Below are 25859 nucleotides of genomic sequence, written 5' to 3' on the forward strand. Positions count from 1 at the left end.
ACTCATCTAGTTGGAAGAACTTCCAACTGTGAGATTTCAGCCAACTTGGCAATTTCCAACCTAGTTGTCCCTTGAATTTGCGCGGATCTGTAGCAGCAACCATGCGGCGGGATTGCCAAACTAGTTGGCAACTTTTCCGAAGCCTCGTACCAAGCCAGCCGCCCGGAGCTGCCAACCGAGGCAAATCCTCCTCATTCAATTGGCAACCGCAGTCATGAGCGCAGGAGCCTGCAGGGCCTGATACGCAGGTGTGGCACCACGATGGACCGGTTGGCCGGCGAACCAGCCGTGCCCCTGTCATCGGCCAATGCACTGATGAGGCGCCAGCTTGTAAGACGGCCCGAGGCCCCAGGTCCGCCCGAGGCTAGTGGCAACCCATAGCCGTATGAGCGTGCATGATGTTACTCGTCGTCACCAACGGTCTCGCGCACCTTCTGAGCCAGAGTCCTTCCATCCATAAGATGATGTCCAGCACGCGGAGCAATGAGAGATGAGACTTACCGGACGCTTCGCGGATAGCCTTCAAGCGGTCGGTCATCTCGGTGCCGGCGGCTCCCTGGAAGGCCTCAAACGACCGCGCGCCAAACCCAGTCATGCTGGCTTGGAACCGGTCTGGCCCAAGTAGTGGGCCATCACTGCTGCAGCGTAAGCACCGAGCAACCTGAACATAACCCTGGGACTCGACAAAGGCCTCCGTGCGTGCGAACTGCGCTCTGGAGACGCTTGCCCTCCACCCGAGGGTCTTCCTTATGCCACCAAGCCAAGCCGACCGTCACCGACATATTGTTGACAATACGGCTAAGCTGTTGCTAGGCCCGGAACCTGAGGAGTTCAGCATGTCGAACCCGCTCGACCTCAGCAATACCCAGTACTCAGAGGTAGAGAATCCACTGGTGTTAGAGCCCCCGACGCCTGTGGATGAGGTAGCGGTTTATGGGCCGGAGACGGTCGGCGGCATGATTCTGGTGGATGCTGACGCACAGCAGAAGCACGCTGAAACTGCCAGTCGCTTCCTTGATGACCTGCTGGCTACCCCGCTTCATAGCCCCGAGTTCCAGACCAAGTTGGCGCAGTTGACCCGGTTGGGCGAGGGGACGATGCAGCAGGCTAGCGTCGCGTCAAACCGCGTGCTGAAAAGGCCCGCAGCCGCTCTCGCAGCAACTGGCGCGGATCCTGCTTCGCGTACCGGCAAAACACTGGTGGAACTGCGGCAAATCGTGACGGACCTGGACCCGAAGCGACATGATTTGACCGGGACGAAGCGCATCCTGCGGTTCCTTCCCGGGGGCAGCGCCATCCAGCGATACTTCATAAAGTATGAGTCCGCACAGGAGCAACTCAACGCCATCACCAGGGCACTCAAGGGTGGGCAGGACGAATTGCGACAGGACAACGCCGCCATCCAGACGGAGCGCGACGCACTCTGGAAGGCGATGGGGCAGTTGGCGAACTATGCCGTTCTCGCGGGCCACCTCGGAGATGGGCTGGAGCAGCGCATCACAGAGCTTCGAAACCGGGGAAAAGCAGACGATGCTGCCACATTGGAGGCTGATGCTCTTTTCTATGTCCGCCAGCGGCACCAGGACCTTATGGTCCAAATGGCGGTCTCTACCCAAGGTTATCTGGCTCTTGATGTGGTCAAGAAGAACAACTCAGAGCTGATCAAAGGTGTGGACCGAGCGCTCGACACCACCTTGGCGGCGTTGAGGGCCGCGGTGATAGTGGCACAAGCGTTGGCCCAGCAGAAGATCGTCCTGGCGCAGATCGATGCCCTCAACTCGACCACTGCGGACATGATTGTCTCGACTTCAGAGCTACTCCGCTCCCAGGGCACCGCCATTCATCAGAACGCCGCCAAAGCCACTGTCGACCCCGCCAAGCTGCAACAGGCCTTCGATAACGTGTTCCAAGCCATGGACGAGGTTGACCGGTACAGGGTCGAAGCGGCCCGGTCAATGAAGCAGACGGTGCAGGTCCTTGAACTGCAAGTCAGCCGGGCCCGGCTTCAACTGGAGCGCAGTCACTCCTCCGACGCCGCCACCACACACCCCCCGAGGGGTTGATGATGTCACGACTCACTTTAGGTAACGTCGTCAAGGTAGCGCTGGCCGTCATATGTTGGCCTTTCATCGCCTTCTTGGTACTTGCAATCGGGATACGCAGGAAGAACAAGAAAGTGGTTCTCGAGGGTGCGCTTTACGCCGCTGCGTTCTCTGCTGCCTTGGCTGCCACAGGGAGCGGTGCGTTGCTCGCCTTGGCTGCCACAGGGAGCGGTGCGTTGCTCGCCTTGGCTGCCACAAGCGGTGCGTTGCTCGCCTTGGCGCCCCTTCTTGGTATCGGGTCTATGGGCATATCTGCCCTGCGGTCCTACATGCTTCGTGATCTGTGGCTACACAAACGGGTTCGGGAACCGCGGCGTGGCGGCATGGCCCAGTCGAACGCGCCTGTACGCCGCGCCGCCGAACCGTCCCGGGCAGCAGCGCCGCTCGCCCCGTCGTCGAACGACCTGTCATCCGCACTGACATGGGTAACCTCGCACGCCAAGCAAAACAAGCACCGACTCCCCACGGAGGCGTACGTCACCATATTGGAGACGTGTCAGACCCTAGACGCCGTAATTGACGCGGAAAGGCGGCAACCATCGGCGGACGCCCGGTTTGAGTACGAGCTCGGAGCTATAGCAGCCGAGTACCTGCCAGCGGTTCTGCAAAAATATTTAGCCATCCCGCCTAGCATGGTGGACAACCGGCAGCCAAACGGAAGAACGCCCAGCGAGGAACTGACCGAGCAGCTTCAGCTCCTCTCCGGACAAGCTGAGGCGTTGCACTCCGGCCGTCATGGCCATACCTCAGCGGAGTTGACCACCATGGGCAACTTCCTAAGAGACCGGTTTGGGCACCACCAGCGAGGTGGATTCGACTTCGGCATTGAATAAGTCCGGCTGTCACTGTTGCTGACAGGGCGGGTCCTGACCCGGTCGCCCTGAGGAACCTGAGTCTCCGGATTAGTCCGGGCGTCCCGGACAGTACACCAGTGCAGCTTGGGTAACAGACAAGGGTGTCGATGAAACTTCCACCCAGGTCGACGGCGGAGTGGTTGTGGATGCAAGCGCCGCCCCACGCAACGGCTGGTCCCCTGACTAACCGCGCAGCGCCGGGTCGCGGAGGATGCCTCAGTACTGGTCCGCGAGGAGACTGGTCGGTTGCGGTGGTGGACTTGGGCAGGCGCCCGGGCCAATGCCGTGCTGGTTTCTGCCCTGCTCGAAATAGCTCCCGAACTGCTCGACGAAACCCGCGCCTACAACAACTGGCAGATCGGGCTGCGGGGCGACGCGATGGCCGGGACGTTGGGCAGCGTCCTACAAGACGTCCGCGACGCGCTGCACGCCGATCCAGCCAGGTTCCTGCCCCACATCGATGCCCGCGCTCTGAAGGCCCTGAAGTTCTCAGAACTCCTGCCAGTGGACCTAGCCATCAGTACCATAGCGGAACGAACCGGCGATCCCCAGGGTGCCTCGACCACGCTCATCCGCCCTATTTCCTCAGTCCGGTAAGCTCTGGCCAGATACTCCGAAAACAACGCGCAACAAAGCGACCTGAGATTCTATTTCAGCAAGGCGCCTAAGCGGAGCTAAGCACGCAATGGGATATTAGCTTGAGCACAATCTGCCGCTCTCAGTCAGAATCGCTGCAGCCGGAAATCCGACTCGAGGGGCAAACACGAGGAATCACGAACTCATCGAAGGCATCAACCACAATTTTGTTCGCAGGTAGCCCTTGGTGACCAAGCGCATCAACAATCGCATTATGAACACTCCACACAGCGAAATGCTCTCTATTCACGATCTTTGAGAGGACCTGGACCATCATTTGGCTGCCCAAGGCTGTCAGTAGCTCAAGTTCTTTTAGAGAGATGGTTAGGCATGGGATGCCAGGGTCCGGTAGCTCCTCGTTGAACAGGTAATCATTGGCAGAGTAGATAGGTTCCGCTGTCACGATTATCCCAATCTGGCTAAGCCCGCTTGGAATCGCACTGAATTCCGAGTGCCCTTCTCGCACTAGACCGCTACTCTTCTTAATCTGTTCTCGCGCCTTGCCAATCGCGGTCTTCAGCAGGTTTTCCATGCTAATTCCGCCGGCGCGCGCAGCCAACGGAATCTTTGCAGACTTGCATTCAAATAGGAGAACAATTTCCTCGGTGACCACGAACCAGTCAACTGAAAGCTTTTTGCCCTTGCCATAGGAAATCTCAGGCAAGACATCTTGGAATCCCGCATAGCGTAACTGCATGCCGGTATAGGCTTCTACGCGGACCCCCAACTCTTCTGCAAAATTGTTTCCCCACTTAGCGCAAGCTGCGTAATAGAGGTTTTCAATAGTCATCGTGCGCAGAATGAGAAGCCACTGGGGAGCCACCAAGAGGCCGGTGTTCAAATCGACTAAGGGTTTCTTGGTTAGCGGGCTGTATCCAAAGCGGTGCAAATGCTCTGCAACCCTTGGCACGGCCTCGTAGTCCGAACGCGCTTGATCAATAGTGGTTGTAAGGTCGCTAATTGCAGTGGCGACAGAATCAAGTCTAAGCGCAGGGCTGAATGGGAGGTCCTGCCACCTATCCCTTTCCGGAGCCGAAGGATCAAGTAGACCGGCATTTTCCTTAACATACACAGAAATGGCAAACACAACCTGCATTCGCTCTTCCAAGGTCATTCCGAGAACCTCCCTCCAATCACGGTGGGCAGGAAATCTCGGATCCTCAACTTCCAGATCTACCAGCAGGAGAAATGTGCGGGCAATGTCATGGAGGGGGCTGTCTTGGTATGAAAACTGCTCATAAAGAAAGGCCTGAATCATGAGCCATAGGTGCTTGCCCTCTGGGATACCTCCGTTTGCTTGGTTAAAGAGATTGAAAATCCTCCTCAAAGCCCGCTGGTCGACTGGTTTCGAGCGCATTTCACTTCCGCAGAGAATGCTTTCTCGTGCCACGGCAGCGATCCCCCAAGGGGGTAGGCCTTTCCACGAACGGTCAAATTCAAACTCACACTGACCGCTTGCCAGCCGGGCCAATATGGGCAGAAGTTCTGAAGGCTTGTGGCGACGTACCGCTTGAGTAAGTTCGCTCCACCGCGCTCTTCGCACATCGGCCCAACTTGCCAAAACCGCGTCCTCCATCAAGCTTCGGTGATTCTCAGAGGGGCATGGAGCTCATCATCTCCATGCCCCCCGTTGCGACAACTCAACTTTGATCTGCCGCAGGATTCCCTTCGTGTCACCTCATGGACCAAAGGACCATCTTCGATGGCACTGGATCAAATAGGGTGTCAAAAGGACCAAGTCGCTTGGCAATTTACAGGGACCTAGAACTCCCAGTCCTCGTCCTCGGTGTTCACGGCCTTGCCGATCACGTAGGAGGAGCCGGAGCCGGAGAAGAAGTCGTGGTTCTCGTCGGCGTTCGGCGAGAGCGCGGAGAGGATCGCCGGGTTCACGTCGGTGACGGTGGCCGGGAACATCGCCTCGTAGCCCAGGTTCATCAGGGCCTTGTTGGCGTTGTAGTGCAGGAACTTCTTGACGTCCTCGCTCAGGCCCACGCCGTCGTAGAGGTCGTGGGTGTACTGGACCTCGTTCTCGTACAGCTCGAAGAGCAGCTCGAAGGTCCAGTCCTTCAGTTCCTGCTTGCGTTCCTCGGACAGGCCCTCCAGGCCCTTCTGGAACTTGTAGCCGATGTAGTACCCGTGCACGGCCTCGTCGCGGATGATCAGGCGGATCAGGTCGGCGGTGTTTGTCAGCTTGGCCCGGGAGGACCAGTACATCGGCAGGTAGAACCCCGAGTAGAACAGGAAGGACTCCAGCAGGGTGGAGGCGATCTTCTTCTTCAGCGGGTCGTCGCCGAGGTAGTAGCTCTCGACGATCTGCGCCTTCTTCTGCAGGTTCTGGTTCTCCACCGACCAGCGGAAGGCGTCGTCGATCTCCTTGGTGGAGCACAGGGTGGAGAAGATCGAGGAGTAAGACTTCGCGTGCACCGACTCCATGAAGGCGATGTTGGTGTACACGGCCTCCTCGTGCGGGGTGATCGCGTCAGGGATCAGCGAGACCGCGCCGACGGTGCCCTGCAGGGTGTCCAGCAGGGTCAGGCCGGTGAAGACGCGCATGGTGAGCGTCTTCTCCTCGGCGGTCAGCGTGCCCCAGGACTGGATGTCGTTGGACAGCGGCACCTTCTCCGGCAGCCAGAAGTTGTTGACCAGGCGGTTCCAGACCTCGACGTCCTTCTCGTCCTGAATGCGGTTCCAGTTGATGGCCTCGACGTGGCTGAGCAGCTTGACCTTCTCGGTCATCTCGATCCCTGTCTTCCTATTGCTTGCTGTGTTCTCAGGATAGGCGTACGACGGCGGGCCTCCCCCGCCGTCGTACGCCTCAGTTCTGCGCGGCCCACCGGGCCGATGTTGCTACAAAGCTTGGTACTAAAGCGCGCAGGAAACGCAACCCTCGACCTCGGTACCTTCCAGCGCGAGCTGGCGCAGGCGGATGTAGTAGAGCGTCTTGATGCCCTTGCGCCACGCGTAGATCTGCGCCTTGTTGATGTCGCGCGTGGTGGCCGTGTCCTTGAAGAACAGGGTCAGGGACAGGCCCTGGTCCACGTGCTGCGTCGCCGCGGCGTAGGTGTCGATGATCTTCTCGTAGCCGATCTCATACGCGTCCTGGTAGAACTCCAGGTTCTCGTTGGTCAGGTACGGCGCCGGGTAGTAGACGCGGCCGATCTTGCCTTCCTTGCGGATCTCGATCTTCGCGGCCACCGGGTGGATGGAGGAGGTCGAGTTGTTGATGTAGGAGATCGAGCCGGTCGGCGGGACGGCCTGCAGGTTCTGGTTGTAGATGCCGTGCTCCATGACGGAGGCCTTCAGCTCCACCCAGTCCTCGCGGGTGGGGATGTGGATCTCCCCGAAGAGCTCCTTGACCCGATCGGTCTCCGGGGCCCACTCGCGCTCGGTGTACTTGTCGAAGAACTCGCCGGAGGCGTACTTGGAGTCGGCGAACCCGCCGAAGGTCTCCCCCGTCTCGATCGCGAGGCGGTTGGAGGCCCGCAGCGCGTGGAAGAGCACCGAGTAGAAGTAGATGTTGGTGAAGTCCAGGCCCTCCTCGGAGCCGTAGTGGACGTGCTCGCGGGCCAGGTAGCCGTGCAGGTTCATCTGCCCCAGGCCGATCGCGTGCGACTTCGCGTTGCCCTCGGCGATGGAGGGCACCGAGTTGATGTGGGACATGTCCGAGACCGCGGAGAGCGCCCGGATGGCGGTCTCGATGGACGCGCCGAAGTCCGGCGAATCCATGGTCTTGGCGATGTTCATCGAGCCCAGGTTGCAGGAAATGTCCTTGCCCACGGTCTGGTAGCCCAGGTCCTCGTTGTAGATCGAGGGGGTGGACACCTGCAGGATCTCCGAGCACAGGTTGCTCATGGTGATCTTGCCCTTGATCGGGTTCTCCCGGTTCACCGTGTCCTCGAACATGATGTACGGGTAGCCGGACTCGAACTGGATCTCGGCCAGGGTCTGGAAGAACTCGCGGGCGTTGATCTTGGTCTTCTTGATCCGCGCGTCGTCGACCATCTCGTAGTACTTCTCGGTGACGTTGACGTCGGAGAAGGGGATCCCGTAGACGCGCTGGACGTCGTACGGGGAGAAGAGGTACATGTCCTCGTTCTTCTTGGCCAGCTCGAAGGTGATGTCCGGGATCACGACGCCCAGGGAGAGGGTCTTGATGCGGATCTTCTCGTCGGCGTTCTCCCGCTTGGTGTCCAGGAAGCGGTAGATGTCCGGGTGGTGCGCGTGCAGGTACACCGCGCCGGCGCCCTGGCGTGCGCCCAGCTGGTTGGCGTAGGAGAAGGAGTCTTCGAGCAGCTTCATCACGGGTATGACGCCGGAGGACTGGTTCTCGATCTGCTTGATCGGAGCGCCGTACTCGCGGATGTTGGTCAGGGACAGGGCCACGCCGCCGCCGCGCTTGGACAGCTGCAGCGAGGAGTTGATGCCGCGGGCGATCGACTCCATGTTGTCCTCGACGCGCAGCAGGAAGCAGGAGACCAGCTCGCCGCGCTGGGCCTTGCCGGCGTTGAGGAACGTCGGGGTGGCCGGCTGGAAGCGGCCGTCGATGATCTCGTCCACCAGCGACTCGGCCAGCTGCTCGTCGCCGCGGGCCAAGTGCAGGGCCACCATGCAGACGCGGTCCTCGTAGCGCTCCAGGTAGCGCTTGCCGTCGAAGGTCTTCAGCGTGTAGCTGGTGTAGAACTTGAAGGCGCCCAGGAAGGTCTCGAAGCGGAACTTCTTGGCGTAGGCGCGCTTGAACAGGTCACGGATGAAGTTCATCGTGTACTGGTCCAGCGTCTCGCGCTCGTAGTAGTCGTGCTTGACCAGGTAATCGAGCTTCTCGTCCAGGTCGTGGAAGAACACGGTGTTGTTGTTCACGTGGTCCAGGAAGTACTGGCGCGCCGCGGCGCGGTCCGCCTCGAACTGGATCTTGCCGTCCTGTCCGTACAGGTTCAGCATGGCGTTCAGCTCGTGGTAGCCGAGCCCCTGCCACGCTGCGGGGAGCTCCTTGCCGTCCTTTTTCACGGCCGGTTCTGTGACTTTGGTGTCCAAAACTCTTCCAATCCTTCGCGTACGCGGTCCACGTCCTCGGACGTGCCCATAAGTTCAAAGCGGTAAAGCAACGGCACGTCGCACTTGGCGGCGATCTTCATCGCCGCGAGGCAGTAGGCCTTGCCGAAGTTGGTGTTCCCGGCGCCGATCACCCCGCGCAGCAGGGAACGGTTGCGCTCGTCGTTCAGGAAGCGGACGACCTGCGGCGGCACCGAGTGCCGGCCCTCTTCCCCACCGTAGGTGGGCAGGACCAGCACGAACGGCCGGGTGGCCACGAGCCGCGGCTCGGTGGCGTAGAGCGGGATGCGCGCGCACGGGAGACCCAGCTTCTCCATGAACCGCTTGGTGTAGCCGGAGGCCGAGGAGAAGTAGACCAGGTCGCGGTCCGTGGCCGACTCCGGGACGGGCCCGGCGTCGCGCGCCGGACCCGCCAAGGTGTTGGCGGTCATGCCAGGGGTCCTTTGCGCCGGATGCGTGGTGCCGCTAGGCGACGGAGGAGACGGCCTGGGCCAGCTCCTCGATCTTGTCCGGGCGGAAGCCGGACCAGTGGTCGGCCTCGGTGATGACAACCGGGGCCTGCATGTAGCCGAGGGCGCGCACGCGCTCCAGGGCCTCCGGGTCCTGGGAGATGTCCACGCTCTGGTAGGCGATGCCCTTCTTGTCCAAGGCGCGGTAGGTGGCGTTGCACTGCACACAGGCGGGCTTCGTGTAAACCGTGACGGTCATGTCCTGTTCCCCTTTGGTCCGGAAGCTTCTAATTCGAAAATCTGTGGTCTTTCGTGGCTGCCGCGGGTTCGCTGTGGTGGGCGTCTCAACCGCGGATTCGGGGTGGTTTTCCCCGAATGGGTCTCCTGCCTCGTCAGCGATCCCAATACTACATCTAGTGGGCGGGGTGGGGATCTACCCCAAGATGTTGTCTTACAAGTATGTCATTCGTCCATCGTGCCGTCCACACCGAGTGTGGAAAAACCGGCCCCAAATTCCCGCGGATTTCCGCGCATTTCGAGGCGCCATCCACACCCTGTGGAAGGGTCGCACACAGCTTCGAAAAGGGGCGTGTCGGGTGGGCCCGGCGTGTCGCGGCGCGGTTCCGCCCGCCCCCGGGACGGACGCGCCGGCGGCCCCGTCCGGCTCCCCAAAAAGGCCCGGCCGCGGCCTTGCCGCCCGCCGCCGGCGGTGCCACCATGGCCGGAGCAGGCCCCGGCTCCGGGGTCTTTCGCGGGCCCGGTCCTGCCGCCGTCCCGCCGTCGTTCTTGCGTCCCCATGGTCACAGGGGGCCCGACGGCGGGGGCCGCCGGTGCGTGGAGGAGGACTGCAATGGCCCAGCCGGCCGAAACCCCTGTGCCCGTTCCCGGAGGTGTGGCTCCGCGCCCCGCCCCGGGACCCCGCTCTCCCGCCGGCCCCCAGCCGCCCGGCGCCTCCCCGCCGGTGGGCGCCTCCCAGCCACCGGGCACCTCCCCCACCGGGGTCCGCCGGCCCGGCAAGGCCCGCATCCTCGCGGTGGACGCCGCCCGGTGCCTGGCCCTGATCGGGATGATGGGCGTGCACGTGCTGCCCGAGGCGAACTCCGCGGCCGAACCCTCCGCGACCTGGATCCTGTTCGCGGGCCGGGCCTCCGCCCTCTTCGCGCTGCTGGCCGGCGTCTCGCTGGCCTTCGGCTCCGGCGGGCGCACCCTGCTGGAGGGGCGGGCGCTGCGGGCGGCGCGCGCGGGGACCGCGGTGCGCGCCCTACTGATCCTGGCCCTTGGCCTGCTGCTCGGCTACACCGAACCGGACGTGGACATCATCCTGGCCTACTACGGGGTGATGTTCCTGCTGGCGGTGCCCCTGCTGGGCCTGGGCCCGCGGACCCTGGTGGGCCTGTGCGCGGCGTTCGCGCTGGCCGGGCCGGTCCTGGTGCTGGCCCTGCAGGGAGTGCTGCCGGTCCCGCCGGACGACAACCCCACCTTCACCTCCCTGCTGACCGACCCGTGGGTGACGCTCACCCAACTCCTGTTCACCGGCGGCTACCCCGCGGTGCCGTGGATGGCGTACATGTGCGCGGGCCTGGCCATCGGACGGATGGACCTGGGTGCGCGCCGGACCGGGATGCGGCTGCTGGGCTTCGGGGTGCTGCTGGCGGCGGGCGCGTGGGTGGTCTCCGGCATCGCCACCGCATGGGCCTGGGGCCTGGGGTGGAGGCAGACGGCCATTCTCCTGGTGGACGGCCGGGACCCGCGGTTCGACGACGGTTCCTGGTGGTGGCTGGCCGCCTCCACCCCGTACTCGGCCATGCCGCTGGAACTGCTGCACACGATCGGCACCGCCATGGTGGCCCTGGGGGTGCTGCTGGTCGCCGGGCGGGCGCTGCGCCAGATCATCGAGGTCCTGGCCCCGGCCGGAAGCATGACGCTAACCCTCTACTCGGCGCACCTGGTCTTCCTGTCCCTGGGACTGCTCGGCACCAGCCCCTTCGAGTCCTTCGGGCTGCAGGTGGGGGCCGCCCTGCTGGTCGGGGTCCTGTGGCAGAACCTCGTGGGCCGCGGCCCGCTGGAGGCCGGGGTCTCGGCGGTGTCCACGCGCGCCCGCGTGCGCGCGGCAGGCGATTACCACCGTCGCGCGCCCTAAGGCCGTGCGCCTGAACCCGTGCGCCCTGAGGCGGCGGGGAACGCAGAAGGAGCCGCTTCCGTGGGAAGCGGCTCCTTCTGCTCTTCGGTGGAGGTAAGGGGATTCGAACCCCTGACCTTCTGCATGCCATGCAGACGCGCTACCAACTGCGCCATACCCCCGAATGGGTTGTTGTCCTGCGGTGTTCCCCGCCGGACAACTCGTCCATCATAGGGCAGTCCGAAACGGAAACGCAAATCGGGCGCGCGCTCCCCCGCTACCCTCCCCTCTCCGTGGCATTTCACCACTTGGTGGGGCGCGTGGGACACGTGGGGCGGGAGGTGTGCCCGACGACGGCGTGTCGGCGGGGTAAGTGGTGAATCGGCACGGACGGACCGGGGGCCCAACGCCGCGACGCCGGCACCCAAGACAGGGTACCGGCGCCGCGGAAGGGGACTGCTGCGGAAACTACTCGGGCTGGGGCTGCCCGGCGGCGGCCGCGCCGGAGGCGGGTTCGCCGGTGGTCGGCAGTTCGATCAGAGGGCAGTCGCCCCACAGGCGCTCCAGCGCGTAGAAGACACGGTCCTCGCTGTGCTGGACGTGGATGACCACGTCGGCGTAGTCGAGCAGGACCCAACGGCCCTCGCCGCGGCCCTCGCGGCGCACCGGGCGCAGCTCGAACTTCTCCAGCAGCACCTCTTCGATGCCATCGACGATGGCGTTGACCTGGCGCTCGTTCGAGGCAGAGGCGATGAGGAAGGCATCGGTGATGCCCAGCCGGTCGCTCACGTCAAGCGCGACGAGGTTCTCCGCAAGCTTGTCGGCCGCCGCGGTGGCGGCGGTGCGGATCATGTCCAGGGAGTGATCGGTAGCGGTCACTGTGCTCCTTTGAGGGGTGGTGCCAGGCGCGTCTGCGCGCCTAGCGGGCGGTGAAGATCATAACGATGCCCGCCACGAACGCCCCGCCTCCGGCGGTGACGGAGCCGGCGGTGAGCATCACGGTGTGGTTGGCGCGGCGCACGCCGGCGGTGAGGTAGTCCAGCGGATCCAGGCCCTGCGCGCGGACCGCGCGCACCGGCTGGACGTTCGGATCGTCGTCGTCCTGCGGGGCCAGGTCCCGGTCGGCGGCGATACCGGAGCGGATCCGCCCCAGCGCGCCGCTGAACCCGAACGCGCGCTCGTCCTCATCCGGAACGGGCGCGATGGCGGGCAGCGGCTGCGGGACGACGGCGGCTTCCGCCTGGGCGGCCTCCCACCGGCGGATCTGCTTCACCTCGTCGCTCAGATCCAGCGTGAAGCCGCTGGTTTCGGGTCCGCGCACCCCGATGTTGGCCAGCTTCTTCTCGGCCTGGGGGTCGCGTACCTGCATGAGGGCGCCGGTGAACGGGTCGGTGCGGACCTTCTCCATGCGCATCGAGTTGGCCTGCTCCAGACGCTGGCGTTCGGCGGCCCGGCGGCTGATGATCGCGGCGCGGGCGGCCAGTTCGCGCTGGCGGGCCAGGACCTCGAGGTCGATCAGTCCACTGTCCTCGTCGAACACGGAGTCGTCGTCGGTGGCGGCGGGAAGGGCGACGGCGGCCATGCGCGCCGCCGTGCGGCGGCGGGCGGCGAGGGCGTCCTCCAGGCTGACGTCCCCGGACGGGGCGTCCTGGCCGGTGGACGCCGCCTTCTTCACGGGCTTGGCCGCCCTGGCCGACTTGGAAAGCACGGGAATGCTTCCGGTCCGCGGCGCCGGATCCTTCGCGCCCTGCTGGACGACCGGAACGGAGCCGGTGGCCGGAGCGGCGGTGTCCCCGCGAACAACGGGGACGGATCCGGTGACCGGGGCGGCACCGCGGACCACCGGAATGGAGCCGGTGGCCGGGGCGGCGCCACGTGCACCCGGAGCCGAGGGGCGCGAGCGCAGCTGGCGGCGGGTCAGCGGTGTCTGGTCCTGGGCGGCATCGCCCGGCTCGCGGGATGCCGACCGGCCCGCCACCTGCTCCAGGCGGCGCAGCTCGCGCAGCACCTCGCGGTCGCGGGCACGCTGCTGGGAGCTGCGCTCGGGGCGGGCCGGGGCGCTGGACGCGGCGTCCCTCGCCGGTTCCTTGGCACCCGCCGCAGGACCGGCAGGGCGTGTGGCCGACGCGGCCGAAGTGGTCCGCGGCACGGAAACAGCCTGCGGGGCGGGCGCTGCCTGCGGCGCGGGGGTCCCCGTTGCCGTGGGGCGTGGTGGCGTGCTCCGCACTTCGTCGGCCGCGGCCGCGGACGGACGTTGGGCGCGGGGACGGAGGCTGGCCGGGGCGGCCTGGTTCTTGGGGGCGGGCTGGGCCTTGGGGGTGCCCTGCGTCCTCGGGGCGGCCTCGGTCTTCGGGGTCGCCGAGTCAGCGGCCGGCTGGGGCGCCTTCGAGGGCTTGGCCGGGGCCTTGGCCTGTCCGGATTCAGGAACGCCGGGCTTTACGGAAGCCGCGGCGGGCCGCTGGGCGCCGGACTGGGCCGCCGGGCGCCGTTCGGCAGCGGACTGAACCTTCGGCTGCGGGGACTTCGCCTGCTGGGTCGCGGGCTGCGGGGCCGGCGCGGCGGACCGCTGGGGTGCGGCGGACTTTTCAGCGGGCTGCGGGGCCGGCGCGGCGGACCGCTGGGGTGCGGCGGACTTTTCAGGTGCGGTCCGGTCGGGAGCGTCGGATTGCGCAGCGGTGGTGGATGGCGCAGCGTTGGTGGACGGCGCAGGGGCCGCCGCGGAGCGGGCCCGGGCCGCCGCGCGGGTCATGCCGGACGGGCGGGACTGGCCGGCATGGTTCGCCGGCGCGCTGGCGGGCCTGCCCGCCTCGGCGGCCGAGGGGCGCGCCTTCGGGGTGTCCTTTTGTGCCTCCCGGGGCTGCGTGTCCCGGGGCTGGGTGTTCCTGGAGGGGGCGGGCCGAACGAGCGGCTTCTGCTCGGTGGCGGGCGGGCCGGTGGCCTCCGCGGACGCGCCGGAGAGCGCCGCCTCGGCCGCACGCCGTTGCTCGCGCAGGGCCCGTCGGCTGAGGGCCATGCCCTGGTCGTCACTCATGAGGTCCATTTCCCGGCTAGGCTCGTTCGCCGCCGTCGTCGTTGTACAACTTGTACTTGGCGATGTACTGCACCACGCCGTCCGGCACCAGGTACCAAACGGGCTTGCGCCGCTGCACCCGGTTCCGGCAGTCCGTCGAGGAGATGGCCATGGCCGGAACCTCAAGCAGGCTGACGTTGCTCCGCCCGCTGTTGGACAGTTCGTGTCCGGGCCGCGTGACGCCCACGAAGTGCGCCAGCGTCCACAGTTCCTCGATGTCCTTCCAGGACATGATTTGGGCCATGGCGTCGGCGCCCGTGATGAAGAACAGTTCCGCATTCGGCCGTAACCGGCGCAGGTCGCGGAGGGTATCGATGGTGTAGGTCGGGCCGGGGCGATCGATGTCCACCCGGCTGACCGTGAAGTGCGGATTCGAAGCGGTGGCGACCACCGTCATCAGGTAGCGGTGCTCCGAATCGGTGACGCCCCGCCCGGCCTTCTGCCACGGTTCGCCGGTCGGCACGAAGACCACCTCGTCCAGTCCGTACTCGGCCGCGACCTCGGAGGCCGCCACCAGGTGTCCGTGGTGGATGGGGTCGAACGTGCCGCCCATGACGCCCAGGCGGAACGGCCGGGCGGGCGCCTCGGCGTCGGACAGGCTAGTGATGTCCGTGCTTGTTGGAGTGCTGGCGGTGGGTGTCCGAAACCTCGGCGTGCGCATCGTGGCGGCGGCCGACGTTGGTGTAGGACACGGTCACCAGCAGGGCCAGCAGGAAGAAGGCCATGATGCCGCCGCCGACAAGCAGTGCGGTGGTTCCGGCCTCGTTGGATTCGGCTTCGGCGGCCGCGGTGAGCAGCTGAACGAGCATGTCTCTCCCTTTTCAGGTTGTCGCCGCACGGCTCACACGGGCCCGGAAAGGCCTGGGGGAAGCGCTTGGCGCGATTGGATGCGTGGGTTCTATCGTACCCGCGTTGCGGAGGGGGTTACGACCTGACGTGGCCGTCGCCCTGCACGATCCACTTGGTCGTGGTGAGCTCGCGCAGGCCCATCGGGCCGCGCGCGTGCATCTTCTGGGTGGAGATTCCGACCTCCGCGCCGAGGCCCAACTGCCCGCCGTCGGTGAAGCGGGTGGAGGCGTTCACGATCACCGCGGCCGAGTCGACCTCGGCGATGAAACGTTCGGCGTTGGCGAGGTCGTTGGTCAGGATCGCCTCGGTGTGCCCGGTGGACCAGGCGCGGATGTGCTCCATGGCGGCGTCGAGGCCATCGACCACGCGCACGGCGAGGTCAAGGTCCATGTATTCGGTGGCCCAGTCCTCTTCGGTGGCCGGGACGGTCGCGACCCCGGGGACCAGCGCGGCGGCGCGCTCGTCGGTGTGCAGGCGCACCCCGGCCCCGGCGAGGGCGGTCAGCACGTCGACGGCGGCGGCCGCCTTGGGGTGGATCAGCAGGGTCTCCACGGTGTTGCACACCGAGGGCCGCTGGGTCTTGGCGTTGAGCAGGATCGCCACCGCATCGGCGGCGTCAGCGGACTCGTCCAGGTAGATGTGGACGTTGCCTTCGCCGGTCTCGATCACCGGCACCGTGGCGTTGGTCACCACGGACTGGATCAGCGAGCGGCCCCCGCGCGGAATGAGGACGTCGACCTTGCCGCGGGCGGCCATCAGGGCGGTGGCCCCGGCACGGCCCCAGGGGTCCACGCTCTGCACCGCGTCGGCGGGGAAGCCGGCGGCCTCGAGGGCCCCGCGGACCAGGGCGAGCAGGGCCTTGTTGGTTTCCGCGGCGGCGGATCCGCCGCGCAGCAGCACGGCGTTGCCGCTCTTCAGCGCCAGGCCGGCGATGTCGACGGTGACGTTCGGGCGGGCCTCGTAGATGGCGCCGACCACGCCCATGGGCACGTGGACCTGGCGCAGGCGCAGGCCGTTGGGCAGGGTCTGGCCGCGCAGCACCGTGCCGACGGGGTCCGGCAGGCCGGCGAGTTCGTGCAGGGCCGCGATCAGGCCGTCCACGCGGGCGTCGTCCAGGCGCAGGCGGTCCAGCAGCGCCGCCCCGGTGCCGGCGGCGGCCTCGCGCTCAAGGTCCTTGGCGTTGGCGGCGATCACGTCGGCGCGGCCTTCGTCCAGGGCGCCGGCGATGGACACCAGGGCGTGGTCCTTGCGGTTGCGGTCGGCGCGGGCCAGCACGCGGGAGGCGACGCGGGCGCGGTCGGCCAACTGGCCGACGGCCGCCACGGCGTCCGGCACGGTCTCCGGCGACAGGTCGGCGGAGGGCGCGTCGGCGGGCAATGCGGTGGAGGCCTGATCGGCGGAAAGGGTCATGCGGACCAGTCTAGTCCGACGGGCGGAGCGGGCGCCCCGCCCGTGTCGAGGATTACGGGGCGGGGACCACGGGCCGCCACAACCCCTAGACGACCACCAGGTCGTCGATGTGGACGACCTCGCGCTCGTAGTGGGGGCCCAGGTCGCTGGCCAGCTCATGCGTGCTGCGCCCGAGCATCCGGGGCAGTTCCTGCGCCGAGTAGTTGACCAGGCCGCGGGCCACCACGCGCCCGTGCCGGTCGGCGATCTCCACCGGGTCCCCGACCTCGAAGTCCCCGTCCACCCGCGTGATGCCTGCCGGCAGCAGCGAGCGCAGGCCGGACGCGACGGCGGCCACGGCGCCGTCGTCGAGCACCAGGCGCCCCTGGGTGGTGGCCAGGTGGGCCAGCCAAAGCAGGCGCACCGGGCGGCGGCCGCCGCGCGTGGAGAACCAGGTGCCCACGTCCTCGCCGGCCAGCGCCGCCGCCGCGTTGGCGGTGGAGGTGACCAGGGCGGGGATGCCGGATTCGGCGGCCATGGTGGCGGCCTCCACCTTGGTGACCATGCCACCGGTGCCGACGCCGGCCTTGCCGGTACTGCCGATGCGCACGCCCTCAAGGTCCGCAGCCGAGTCGACGCGCGGGATCCGCACGCCGCCCTCGTCGGGCGGGCCGGTGTAGACGGAGTCGATGTCGGAGAGCAGCACCAGCGCGTCGGCCTTGACCAGGTGCGCCACCAGCGCGGCGAGCCGGTCGTTGTCGCCGAAGCGGATCTCGTGCGTGGCGACGGTGTCGTTCTCGTTGACGATCGGCACGACGCCGAGGTTCAGCAGCCGGTTGAGCGCACGGAACGCGTTGGCGTACTGCTGGCGGCGCATCAGGTCCTCAGCGGTGAGCAGCACCTGCCCCACCGTGACGCCGTGCGCGCCGAACGCCTGCGTGTAGCGGGCCATCAGCAGGCCCTGCCCCACGGAGGCGGCGGCCTGCTGCCGGGCCAGGTCGCGCGGGCGGCGGGACAGGCCCAGCGGGGCCAGCCCGGCGGCGATCGCGCCGGAAGAGACCAGGATCAGTTCGACGCCGGAGTTGCGCACCGCGGCGAGCCGGTCCACCAGCCCGGCGAGGGCCTCCTCGGAGATGCCCCCGCCCACGGTGGTCAGCGACGAGGAGCCAACCTTGACGACGATGCGGCCGGCCTGCGGCAACTGGGAGCGGTCGGCGACCGCCGACGGCGTGTTGTTGGCCCGCACGCTACTCCCCGTCCTCCGAGGGACGCTGCTGGTGCTTGTAGTTCACCGACTCGGTCCAGATGCCGGCCTTGCGCTCGGCCTCGAGCTCGGCGCGGGCGGCGGACTTCGCGTCGCGGCGGTCCTGCTGCTGCTGGCGCTTCTGCTCGCGGGTGGGCCGGCTGATGTCCTCCATGCGCAGGTCGGTGCCGCGCGGACCGGCCAGCAGCTCCGCGCCGGCGGCCATGGTCGGCTCCCAGTCGAAGACCACGCCGTCGTCGTCGGTACCGATGACCACGGCGTCGCCGGGCTTGGCGCCGACCTTGAACAGGCGGTCCTCCACCCCGAGCTTGGCAAGGCGGTCGGCGAGGTAGCCGACGGCCTCGTCGTTGGTGAAGTCGGTCTGCTTGACCCAGCGCACGGGCTTCTCGCCCAGGACGCGGAAGAGCGGCTCGAGGTTGCGCTCCTCCCGGCGGATCTCGAAGCCGGCCTCGTTGACGGCGCGCGGGCGCAGCACCTGCACCGGCACGGCGGCCGGGGTTTCGGCGACGACGGTGCGGGCCTGCATGACCAGGTCGGCCATGGCGAAGCTCAGTTCCTTCAGGCCGGCGCGGCTCATCGCGGAGACCTCGAAGACGCGGTAGCCGCGCTTCTCCAGTTCCGGGCGCACGAACTCGGCCATGTCGGCGCCGTCGGGCATGTCCACCTTGTTCAGGGCGACCAGGCGCGGGCGCTCGTTCAGGGGGACCACCGTGCCGTCGGCGCCGGCGAAGCTGGCGTCGGTGGCGTAGGCGTCGAGTTCGGCCTCGATGGTCTCGAGGTCGGAGATCGGGTTGCGCTCGGATTCGAGGGCGCCGCAGTCCAGCACGTGCACCAGGGCGGCACAGCGCTCGACGTGGCGCAGGAACTCCAACCCCAGGCCCTTGCCCTCGGACGCGCCGGGGATCAGGCCGGGGACGTCGGCGACGGTGAAGCGGACGTCGCCGGCCTGGACGACGCCCAGGTTCGGCACCAGCGTGGTGAACGGGTAGTCCGCGATCTTCGGGCGGGCCGCGGAGAGCGCCGCGATCAGGGAGGACTTGCCGGCGGACGGATAGCCCACCAGCGCGACGTCGGCGACGGTCTTCAGCTCCAGGACGATGTCCTGCTCGTCGCCGGGGATGCCCAGCAGCGCGAAGCCCGGGGCCTTGCGCTTCTGCGAGGACAGGGACGCGTTGCCGAGTCCACCCTGGCCGCCGGCGGCGGCGATGTATTCGGTGCCCTCGCCGACCAGGTCGGCCAGGATCCGGCCGTCGCGGGTCTTCACCACGGTGCCCTCGGGCACGGGGAGGACCAGCGACTCGCCCTGGCGCCCGCCGCGCATGTCTCCCTTGCCGCCCTCGCCGTTCTCGCCGTGGCGGTGGGGCGTGTGGTGGTAGGACAGCAGCGTGGTGGTCTGGTGGTCCACGCGCAGGATGACGTCGCCTCCGTCTCCGCCGTTGCCGCCGTCGGGGCCACCCAGCGGCTTGAACTTCTCACGCTTGATGGAGACGCAGCCGTGGCCACCGGCACCGCCGGAAACATGTAGGACCACTCGGTCGACGAACGCTGCCACTGCTGGGGACTCCTCTTGCAAAGGGATGGGGCGCCATCGGTGGCGGCCCGGGATAAACAACTGGAGGGCGGGCCTTCCGGCCCACCCTCCAGTCTAATGAATTGCGGTCGCGCCGATAATTAGTCGGCGGTCACGATGTTCACGACGCGGCGTCCGCGACGGGTGCCGAACTCGACGGCTCCGGCGGTCAGCGCGAACAGGGTGTCGTCGCCGCCGCGGCCGACGTTGGCGCCCGGGTGGAAGTGGGTGCCGCGCTGGCGAACGATGATCTCGCCGGCGGAAACGACCTGGCCACCGAAGCGCTTCACGCCCAGGTACTGAGCGTTGGAATCGCGGCCGTTGCGGGTGGAGCTGGCGCCCTTCTTATGTGCCATTGAATATGCCTACCTTAGAAGTTAGAGGGAATCAGAGGTCTCGACCGCGCTTAGGCGATGGAGGTGACCTTGACCTTGGTCAGAGCGGAACGGAAGCCCTGGCGCTTCTTGTAGCCGGTCTTGTTCTTGTACTTCTGGATGACGATCTTCGGGCCGCGGAGGTTCTCGACCACCTCTGCCGTCACCGTTACCTTGGCCAGATCGGCAGCTGCGGAGGTCACCTTGTCGCCATCAACCAGGAGCAGAGCGGCAAGCTCAATGGTGCCACCTGCTGCCACCGGGACACGGTCAAGGGTAACCAGGTCTCCAACAGAAACCTTCTCCTGGCGGCCGCCAGCGCGGACAATCGCGTACACCACTTGGGAACTCACTTCTCTCGACGTCTAATACTTTTGCTGCGCATCACTACCCGGAAGAACTCCCAGGATTGCGCTGTGCTGTCACGCCGAGCGGAAGATTCCGATAGCTGGCGTTCGCACCGAAGGTCTAGACTACGCTAGCCCGACCCGCCGGAGCAAATACTGCCTGCCCCGGCGAGTCGTCAAGACCCTTTTTCTCCAACGATCCTACAGCTCCGAGGCCGGCACGCCGACACCGAGGATCATCGGCTCGGCCGCCGGGGCGGCCGGAGCCGCGGCCGGGGCGGTTGCCGGGAGCTTGGCCACGTGCGTGGATCCCTGCCCGGCGCCCGCCACGGCCTCGCTGCGCTGGATGGGCTCGTTGGCCGAACCCTGGGCGCTGCGCGCCGCACGGGGGCGGCGGGCACGGCGCGCGCGGGTGCCCTCGCCGGCCTGCAACTGATCGGCCGGCGCCGGTTCGGCCGCCCGCTCCGCGGCGGGCCGGGCGGGCGCCACGGGCTCCGCGGACGCCACCGGCGTGGCGGCCGGAACCTCCGCCGGAGCTTCTGCCTGCTCAGGCGCAGAGACCTGCGCTTGCCCTGCGGCGGCCGGAGCCATCGCCGGGGCGGAGGCGCGTCCACGGCGGCGGCGGCGCGAGCGCCCCTCGCCGGACGGCGCCTCGCCGGTGAGGGTCCCGCCAATCAGGGCCTCCCCGGAGGCTGCGCCCTGCGGCACCTCCTCCTCGATCGCTTCCGGCGCCTGCGCGGCCGCCGGGACGGACTGGGCTGGCGGCACGGACTGGACCGCGGGCACGGAGGGGACCTCGGCAAACGCTGCGGTGAGGCTCTCCAGCGTCAGGTCCGGCGTCTGCACCGGCGCTGACGCGCGGCGGCGGCGGCGCGAACGCGGCAACGGCACCTCTTCGCCGGCGATGGTGAGCACCTGCTCGGCGCCACCCGCGGCGCCCTCGCCCACAACACCGTCGTCGGCGCGCTCCTCCGGGGCGTGGCCGCTGGCGGCCGCCCCCTGGACGATCGCCGCCAGGGCGGCGTCAGCGGCCGCGTGGACGCTCTCCCCGCGCTCAAGCTCGAGCTCATGCTCGTGGGCGGCGTGCGCGGCGGCCGCGATCGTGGCGAACGCGGCGCGGGCGGCGCTGGCCTTGGCCGCCTCCGGGGCCTCGGGCAGGTGCGCCACCACGGCCTCCTGCTCCTTCTCCGGGCCGCGGCTGCGCTTGCGGCGCTCGCTGCGGGAGGCGGTGGTGCGGTCCGTCCGATCGATCCGCGGGGCAGCCTGCGGCTCGCCGTGGGAGGTGAAGGAGCGGCGGTGCTCGACGGGCTCGTCGTGCGTGATGACGCCGCGGCCGTTGCAGGCCTCGCAGTTCTCGCTGAAGACCTCCAGCAGGCCGGTGCCCATGCGCTTGCGCGTCATCTGGACCAGGCCCAGCGAGGTGACCTCGGCGACCTGGTGCTTGGTCCGGTCGCGGCCCAGGCACTCGACCAGCCGGCGGAGGACCAGGTCGCGGTTGGACTCGAGCACCATGTCAATGAAGTCGATGACGATGATGCCGCCGATGTCGCGCAGGCGCAGCTGGCGGACGATCTCCTCGGCGGCCTCGAGGTTGTTCTTGGTGACGGTTTCCTCGAGGTTGCCGCCGCTGCCGGTGAACTTTCCGGTGTTGACGTCCACGACGGTCATCGCCTCGGTGCGGTCGATCACCAGCGAGCCGCCCGAGGGCAGGAACACCTTGCGTTCCAGGGCCTTGTGGATCTGCTCGTCGATGCGGTTGGCCGCGAAGATGTCCTCCTCGCCCTCCCACTTTTCGAGGCGGGAGACCAGGTCCGGGGCCACGTAGGTGACGTAGGCCTCGATGGTGTCCCAGGCCTCGTCGCCGGAGACGATCAGCTTGGAGAAGTCCTCGTTGAAGACGTCGCGGACGACCTTGATGGTCAGGTCCGGTTCGCCGTAGAGCAGCTCCGGCGGCAGCGTCTTGGTAGAGGTCGACTTGCGGTCGATCTCCTCCCACTGGGCACGCAGGCGGTTGATGTCGTTCATCAGTTCCTCTTCGGAGGCACCCTCGGCCGCGGTGCGCACGATCACGCCCGCGTTCTCCGGGAGGTGGTCCTTGAGGATCTTCTTGAGGCGGTTGCGCTCGACGTCGGGCAGCTTGCGGCTGATGCCGGTCATGGAGCCGCCCGGCACGTAGACCAGGTAGCGGCCCGGCAGGGAGATCTGGCTGGTCAGGCGGGCGCCCTTGTGCCCGATGGGGTCCTTGGTGACCTGCACCAGGACCGAGTCCCCGGACTTCAGCGCATGCTCGATGCGGCGCGGCTGACCGTCCAGGCCCGCGACGTCCCAGTTGACCTCGCCGGCGTACAGGACGGCGTTGCGGCCGCGGCCGATGTCGACGAACGCGGCCTCCATCGACGGCAGCACGTTCTGGACCTTGCCGACGTAGACGTTGCCGATCAGCGAGTCCTGCTGCGTCTTCGAAACGAAGTGCTCGCCCAGGATGCCGTCCTCGAGGACGGCGATCTGGATGCGATCCTCACGCTGGCGCACGATCATCTGCCGGTCCACCGACTCGCGGCGGGCCAGGAACTCCGCCTCGGTGATGACCTGGCGGCGGCGTCCGGACTCGCGGGACTCGCGACGGCGCTGCCGCTTGGCCTCGAGGCGGGTGGAGCCCTTCACGGAGGCGACCTTGTTGGACGGGACGGCCTCGGTGCCGTTGCTGGGCCGGGGGGCGCGCACGCGGGTGATCGTGTTGGGCGGATCGTCATCGTGGCCACCGGTCAGTTCCAGGTCCGCATCGCCGCGGCGACGGCGGCGGCGTCGGCGGGAAACGACGCCGTCCTCACCCACCAGGGGCGCCTCGGCGGCTTCGTCCGCACCCTCGGTTTCGGCTTCGGCACCCTCAACGCGGGCGCGGCCGCGGGCGCGGCGCGCACGGCGGGAACGGGAGCGGCCTTCGTCCTCCTCGCCGGCCTCCTCCTGCTCCTCTTCAGGCTCCGCGGCACGGGCCGGGATGGCGGTGAGGTCGGGGGCGTGGAAAAGCACGGACAGCGGATCCACCGGCAGCGCGAACGGGTTGGCGGCGGGGCTGGCGGCGGCCGTCTCCTCTGCGGCAGCTGCGGGTGCGACGGCGGCCTCGGCCGGAGCAGCCTCAACGGCTTCGCCAACCGGCGTCGCTTCGGTGGCCTCAACCGCGCCGACTTCAACCTGGGCTGCCTCAAGCGGGGCGGCTTCGGTGGGGGCGACTTCGACCGCGCCTTCGGCCACGGAGCCGGTGGCGGATTCGGCGGCGGCCGCAGCCTCCGCCGCCTCGGCGGCCTTCTGCGCCGCGGTCTTGCGGGTGCGGGTCGCCGGCGTGCGGGTGGTGGCCGTGGTGGCGCGGGATGCTGCCGTGCGGGTGGCGGCGCGGCGGCGGGTGGTCTTGGCCGGAGCCTCAACGGCCTCCCCGGATTCGGCTTCCCCGGATTCGGCCGCGGCGGGCTCGGCGGCGGCCTCGGTCGCAACCTCGTCGGCGGGACCGGCTGCGGCAACCGCTGCCGCCTCGGCAGCCTCGGCGGCCTTCTGCGCGGCAGTCTTGCGGGTGCGGGTCGCCGGCTTGGCGGTCCCGGCCGTGGTGGCGCGGGTGGTGGCCCGGCGGCGCGTGGCCTTAGCCGGAACCTCAGCGGCCTCCCCGGATTCAGCCGCGGCCGACTCGGTGGCAGCGGCTTCAGCGGCGGCGGCCACCTCGGCGGCCGCGACGGGGCCCTCCCCCGCAACCTCGGGCGCGACCTCTTCGGCGGACCCGGCGGCGGACTCGGCCGCAGCCGCGGCGGCCTCGGCGGCCTTCTGCGCGGCAGTCTTGCGGGTGCGCGTCGCCGGCTTGGCGGTCCCGGCCGTGGTGGCGCGGGTGGTGGCCCGGCGGCGCGGAGCCTTGGCGGGAGCCTCCTCGGCGGCCGAGGCCTCTCCGTTCACCGCTTCGGCATTCGCGTCGGTGCTTGCCGCGTCCTGCGGGGCAGCGCCGGCTTCCGCGTGCGAGGCGTTCGTGGCGTCCGCGTCCGTGGCGGCCTGTCCTTCGGTAAAGCCCTGTTCTTCGTTAATGGGGTCCATGGATAGCCATACTCCTACCCGGAAGGACCCTCCACAGCGGCCCCTGCCGGTGCGTCAGTCGGGAAACGGGGCCTTGCGGCCTCCCGTTCCCCGGAAGTCGTTGTGCTATTCCCTGGGGGTGCACCGTCGTCGTGCGGTGCGGAACTCCCGAGGGAACCAGCGGTACGCTTCCCGGCATGCCGCTTTCTGTTGCGGCGGCCGACGGCGGTTTTCGGAGGGGCCGTTCTCGTCTGTCCCCGTCCAATTCATCGCCGACGGGCCCGGAAGCCTGTCACTGGACCGGAAGTGGACTGTGGTTCCACTGGCGGCCATGACCATTCTCTCACACGACGGCAATCCGGCACCGGGCGAGGCCCGCGTGTCCCGCGCCGACACCAAAGCTTGGCCAGGCCCCCGACCTCGGCGCCTAGCGTCGTCGGCGCCTCCCCGACCTCGCTACGCTCGGCCGGGGCCCCTCGGCGCCTAGACTGGACGGCGAGATCCGCCCCCGATCCGAGGAGGTCCCCCGTGACCGTGACAGACCGCTCCCCCGACGCCCCCGGGCAGGCCACGGAGCAAAGGGACCGGTCCTTCGCCTGGCTGGCCGTGGTGACGGGCGTGGTGTCCTGGCTCGCCTCGGCCACCCTGGTCCTCGAACGCCTGGCCCTCTACAAGGACCCCGGGCACATCACCAGTTGCGACATCAACCCGTGGGTCTCCTGCGGAACCGTCATGAAGTCCTGGCAGGCCGCGCTGTTCGGCTTCCCGAATCCGCTGATCGGGATCGTCGGTTTCGGGATCGTCATCACCGTCGGCATGGCGCTGCTGGCCGGCGCGCGCTTCGCCCGCTGGTACTGGATCGGTTTCCAGACGGGCATCACGCTGGCCTTCGTCTTTTGCGTGTGGCTCTGGTCCCAGGCGCTGTACGTGATCGGCGCGCTGTGCATCTACTGCATGGTCGTGTGGGCGATGGTCATCCCGCTGTTCGTGTACACGACTGCGCGGAACCTGCGCGCCGGGGTGATTCCGGCCGGCCCGCGCGTGCGCGCCGTCGCCGCCGAATGGGCTTGGGTGGCGACCGCCCTGTTGCTGGTGCTGACCGCCGGCACCGTGTTCCTGCGGTTCATGAACGCGTTCCTGGGTTAGGCGCTGCGCAAACCTTCCCGGTTCCGGCGGGCACCGGCGGCGTGTCGCGCCGACACGCCGCGCAACGCATCCCCGATCGCGGCGGAAATGGGAAAAAACGACGGCGGGGCGGCACCTTGTGAAGGTGCCGCCCCGCCGTTGTTGTCCGGCGAGCGCCTAGGCGAACCAGATGCCGATCTCGCGTTCGGCGGACTCGGGCGAGTCGGAGCCGTGGACCAGGTTCTGCTGGACCTTCACGCCCCAGTCGCGGCCGAAGTCGCCGCGGATGGTGCCGGGGGCGGCCGTGGTGGGGTCCGTGGTGCCGGCCACGGAGCGGAAGCCCTCGATGACGCGGTGGCCTTCGAAGACGGCCGCGACCAGCGGCCCGGAGAGCATGAACTCGACCAGCGGCTCGTAGAACGGCTTGCCGACGTGTTCCTCGTAGTGCTTCTCCAGCAGCTCGCGGCTGGCCGCCACCTGCTTCAGCTCGGCCAGGCGGTAGCCCTTGGCCTCGATGCGGGACAGGATGGTGCCGGTGAGCCCGCGCTGCACGCCGTCCGGCTTGACCAGGACAAGGGTCCGTTCGATGGACACGTGGGTGCCTCCTTCGTG

21 protein-coding genes and 1 tRNA gene are annotated in these 25859 nt (G+C 67.8%); 5 read left to right on the top strand and 17 right to left on the bottom strand.

All coding sequences use genetic code 11. From position 1 onward, the window contains the following. Nucleotides 1-836: 836 nt before the first annotated feature. The 3 genes from ABD912_RS12210 (at nt 837) to ABD912_RS12220 (ending at nt 3553) form a co-directional block, all read left to right on the top strand. Nucleotides 837-2063 carry a toxic anion resistance protein gene (locus ABD912_RS12210; RefSeq protein ID WP_345151110.1) on the top strand — a complete coding sequence of 409 codons (1227 nt, stop codon included), beginning with the start codon at nt 837-839 and terminating at the stop codon, nt 2061-2063. A gap of 2 nt (nt 2064-2065) precedes the next feature. Then, a complete protein-coding gene (locus ABD912_RS12215) occupies nt 2066-2935 on the top strand; it encodes a hypothetical protein (RefSeq protein WP_345151111.1) in 870 nt (289 codons plus the stop codon). 306 nt (nt 2936-3241) lie between these two features. Beyond that, nucleotides 3242-3553 (top strand): hypothetical protein, encoded by a 312-nt coding sequence (locus tag ABD912_RS12220; protein ID WP_345151112.1) that lies wholly within the window; start codon nt 3242-3244, stop codon nt 3551-3553. 121 nt (nt 3554-3674) lie between these two features. On the opposite strand, the gene ABD912_RS12225 is transcribed toward ABD912_RS12220, so the two are convergent. The 5 genes from ABD912_RS12225 to nrdH all read right to left on the bottom strand — a co-directional run bounded on the left by ABD912_RS12225 (nt 3675) and on the right by nrdH (nt 9349). Next, nucleotides 3675-5171 carry a hypothetical protein gene (locus tag ABD912_RS12225; protein WP_345151113.1) on the bottom strand — a complete coding sequence of 499 codons (1497 nt, stop codon included), beginning with the start codon at nt 5169-5171 and terminating at the stop codon, nt 3675-3677. 182 nt (nt 5172-5353) lie between these two features. After that, the gene (gene nrdF, locus ABD912_RS12230) at nt 5354-6328 is read right to left on the bottom strand and encodes a class 1b ribonucleoside-diphosphate reductase subunit beta (protein WP_345151114.1); all 975 of its coding nucleotides are present in this window, start codon (nt 6326-6328) and stop codon (nt 5354-5356) included. A 126-nt stretch (nt 6329-6454) separates the two neighbouring features. Continuing rightward, nucleotides 6455-8623: a class 1b ribonucleoside-diphosphate reductase subunit alpha gene (nrdE, locus tag ABD912_RS12235; RefSeq protein ID WP_425548061.1), complete on the bottom strand. Its 2169-nt coding sequence runs from the start codon at nt 8621-8623 to the stop codon at nt 6455-6457. Further along, the gene (gene nrdI / locus ABD912_RS12240; RefSeq protein WP_345151115.1) at nt 8593-9072 is read right to left on the bottom strand and encodes a class Ib ribonucleoside-diphosphate reductase assembly flavoprotein NrdI; all 480 of its coding nucleotides are present in this window, start codon (nt 9070-9072) and stop codon (nt 8593-8595) included. Before nrdI ends, nrdE begins: the two co-directional genes overlap by 31 nt. Before the next feature lie 34 nt (nt 9073-9106). Beyond that, nucleotides 9107-9349 (bottom strand): glutaredoxin-like protein NrdH, encoded by a 243-nt coding sequence (nrdH, locus tag ABD912_RS12245; RefSeq protein WP_149958007.1) that lies wholly within the window; start codon nt 9347-9349, stop codon nt 9107-9109. Between the two features lie 591 nt (nt 9350-9940). Between nrdH and ABD912_RS12250 the strand changes: the two genes are divergently transcribed. Continuing rightward, nucleotides 9941-11230 carry a heparan-alpha-glucosaminide N-acetyltransferase domain-containing protein gene (locus ABD912_RS12250; RefSeq protein WP_345151117.1) on the top strand — a complete coding sequence of 430 codons (1290 nt, stop codon included), beginning with the start codon at nt 9941-9943 and terminating at the stop codon, nt 11228-11230. Nucleotides 11231-11318: 88 nt separating this feature from the next. Here the strand turns inward: ABD912_RS12250 and ABD912_RS12255 are convergent. From ABD912_RS12255 to ABD912_RS12305, 11 genes are all read right to left on the bottom strand, one after another. After that, nucleotides 11319-11391, bottom strand: a tRNA-Ala gene (locus ABD912_RS12255). A gap of 286 nt (nt 11392-11677) precedes the next feature. Continuing rightward, nucleotides 11678-12088, bottom strand: coding sequence for a ribosome silencing factor (gene rsfS, locus ABD912_RS12260; protein ID WP_345151119.1), 411 nt, complete (start codon nt 12086-12088; stop codon nt 11678-11680). 40 nt (nt 12089-12128) lie between these two features. Then, nucleotides 12129-14240, bottom strand: a complete 2112-nt coding sequence (locus ABD912_RS12265) for a hypothetical protein (RefSeq protein WP_345151121.1) — start codon at nt 14238-14240, stop codon at nt 12129-12131. A 16-nt stretch (nt 14241-14256) separates the two neighbouring features. After that, a complete protein-coding gene (gene nadD, locus ABD912_RS12270; protein ID WP_345151123.1) occupies nt 14257-14832 on the bottom strand; it encodes a nicotinate-nucleotide adenylyltransferase in 576 nt (191 codons plus the stop codon). A gap of 46 nt (nt 14833-14878) precedes the next feature. Next, a complete protein-coding gene (locus ABD912_RS12275; protein WP_345151124.1) occupies nt 14879-15088 on the bottom strand; it encodes a hypothetical protein in 210 nt (69 codons plus the stop codon). Between the two features lie 115 nt (nt 15089-15203). Next, nucleotides 15204-16538 (bottom strand): glutamate-5-semialdehyde dehydrogenase, encoded by a 1335-nt coding sequence (locus tag ABD912_RS12280; protein ID WP_345151125.1) that lies wholly within the window; start codon nt 16536-16538, stop codon nt 15204-15206. Between the two features lie 85 nt (nt 16539-16623). Continuing rightward, nucleotides 16624-17763, bottom strand: a complete 1140-nt coding sequence (gene proB / locus ABD912_RS12285; RefSeq protein WP_345151126.1) for a glutamate 5-kinase — start codon at nt 17761-17763, stop codon at nt 16624-16626. A gap of 1 nt (nt 17764) precedes the next feature. Then, entirely contained in the window at nt 17765-19333 is a 1569-nt protein-coding gene (obgE, locus tag ABD912_RS12290) for a GTPase ObgE (RefSeq protein WP_345151128.1), read from the bottom strand. A 119-nt stretch (nt 19334-19452) separates the two neighbouring features. Further along, nucleotides 19453-19707 (bottom strand): 50S ribosomal protein L27, encoded by a 255-nt coding sequence (gene rpmA, locus ABD912_RS12295; protein WP_345151130.1) that lies wholly within the window; start codon nt 19705-19707, stop codon nt 19453-19455. 50 nt (nt 19708-19757) lie between these two features. Then, nucleotides 19758-20066, bottom strand: a complete 309-nt coding sequence (gene rplU / locus ABD912_RS12300) for a 50S ribosomal protein L21 (RefSeq protein ID WP_345151335.1) — start codon at nt 20064-20066, stop codon at nt 19758-19760. Between the two features lie 207 nt (nt 20067-20273). Beyond that, complete coding sequence (locus ABD912_RS12305) at nt 20274-24143, bottom strand: Rne/Rng family ribonuclease (RefSeq protein WP_345151131.1); 3870 nt, start codon at nt 24141-24143, stop codon at nt 20274-20276. Between the two features lie 507 nt (nt 24144-24650). On the opposite strand from ABD912_RS12305, the gene ABD912_RS12310 reads away from it, so the two are divergent. Next, a complete protein-coding gene (locus ABD912_RS12310) occupies nt 24651-25268 on the top strand; it encodes a vitamin K epoxide reductase family protein (RefSeq protein ID WP_345151132.1) in 618 nt (205 codons plus the stop codon). A gap of 156 nt (nt 25269-25424) precedes the next feature. Here ABD912_RS12310 and ndk read toward each other — a convergent pair whose 3' ends face one another. Beyond that, entirely contained in the window at nt 25425-25841 is a 417-nt protein-coding gene (gene ndk, locus ABD912_RS12315) for a nucleoside-diphosphate kinase (protein WP_345151134.1), read from the bottom strand. Nucleotides 25842-25859 lie beyond the last annotated feature (18 nt).

Source organism: Arthrobacter ginkgonis, assembly GCF_039540195.1.
GTDB classification, from domain to species: Bacteria; Actinomycetota; Actinomycetes; order Actinomycetales; family Micrococcaceae; genus Zafaria; species Zafaria ginkgonis.

Bases quoted from the DNA above. Each gene is read 5' to 3' on its own strand.
- ABD912_RS12210 (WP_345151110.1), top strand. From the start codon at position 837: ATGTCGAACCCGCTCGACCTCAGCAATACCCAGTACTCAGAGGTAGAG.
- ABD912_RS12215 (WP_345151111.1), top strand. From the start codon at position 2,066: ATGTCACGACTCACTTTAGGTAACGTCGTCAAGGTAGCGCTGGCCGTC.
- nrdF (WP_345151114.1), bottom strand. From the start codon at position 6,328: ATGACCGAGAAGGTCAAGCTGCTCAGCCACGTCGAGGCCATCAACTGG.
- nrdI (WP_345151115.1), bottom strand. From the start codon at position 9,072: ATGACCGCCAACACCTTGGCGGGTCCGGCGCGCGACGCCGGGCCCGTC.
- nrdH (WP_149958007.1), bottom strand. From the start codon at position 9,349: ATGACCGTCACGGTTTACACGAAGCCCGCCTGTGTGCAGTGCAACGCC.
- ABD912_RS12250 (WP_345151117.1), top strand. From the start codon at position 9,941: ATGGCCCAGCCGGCCGAAACCCCTGTGCCCGTTCCCGGAGGTGTGGCT.
- ABD912_RS12265 (WP_345151121.1), bottom strand. From the start codon at position 14,240: ATGAGTGACGACCAGGGCATGGCCCTCAGCCGACGGGCCCTGCGCGAG.
- nadD (WP_345151123.1), bottom strand. From the start codon at position 14,832: ATGGGCGGCACGTTCGACCCCATCCACCACGGACACCTGGTGGCGGCC.
- ABD912_RS12275 (WP_345151124.1), bottom strand. From the start codon at position 15,088: ATGCTCGTTCAGCTGCTCACCGCGGCCGCCGAAGCCGAATCCAACGAG.
- ABD912_RS12280 (WP_345151125.1), bottom strand. From the start codon at position 16,538: ATGACCCTTTCCGCCGATCAGGCCTCCACCGCATTGCCCGCCGACGCG.
- rpmA (WP_345151130.1), bottom strand. From the start codon at position 19,707: ATGGCACATAAGAAGGGCGCCAGCTCCACCCGCAACGGCCGCGATTCC.
- ABD912_RS12305 (WP_345151131.1), bottom strand. From the start codon at position 24,143: ATGGACCCCATTAACGAAGAACAGGGCTTTACCGAAGGACAGGCCGCC.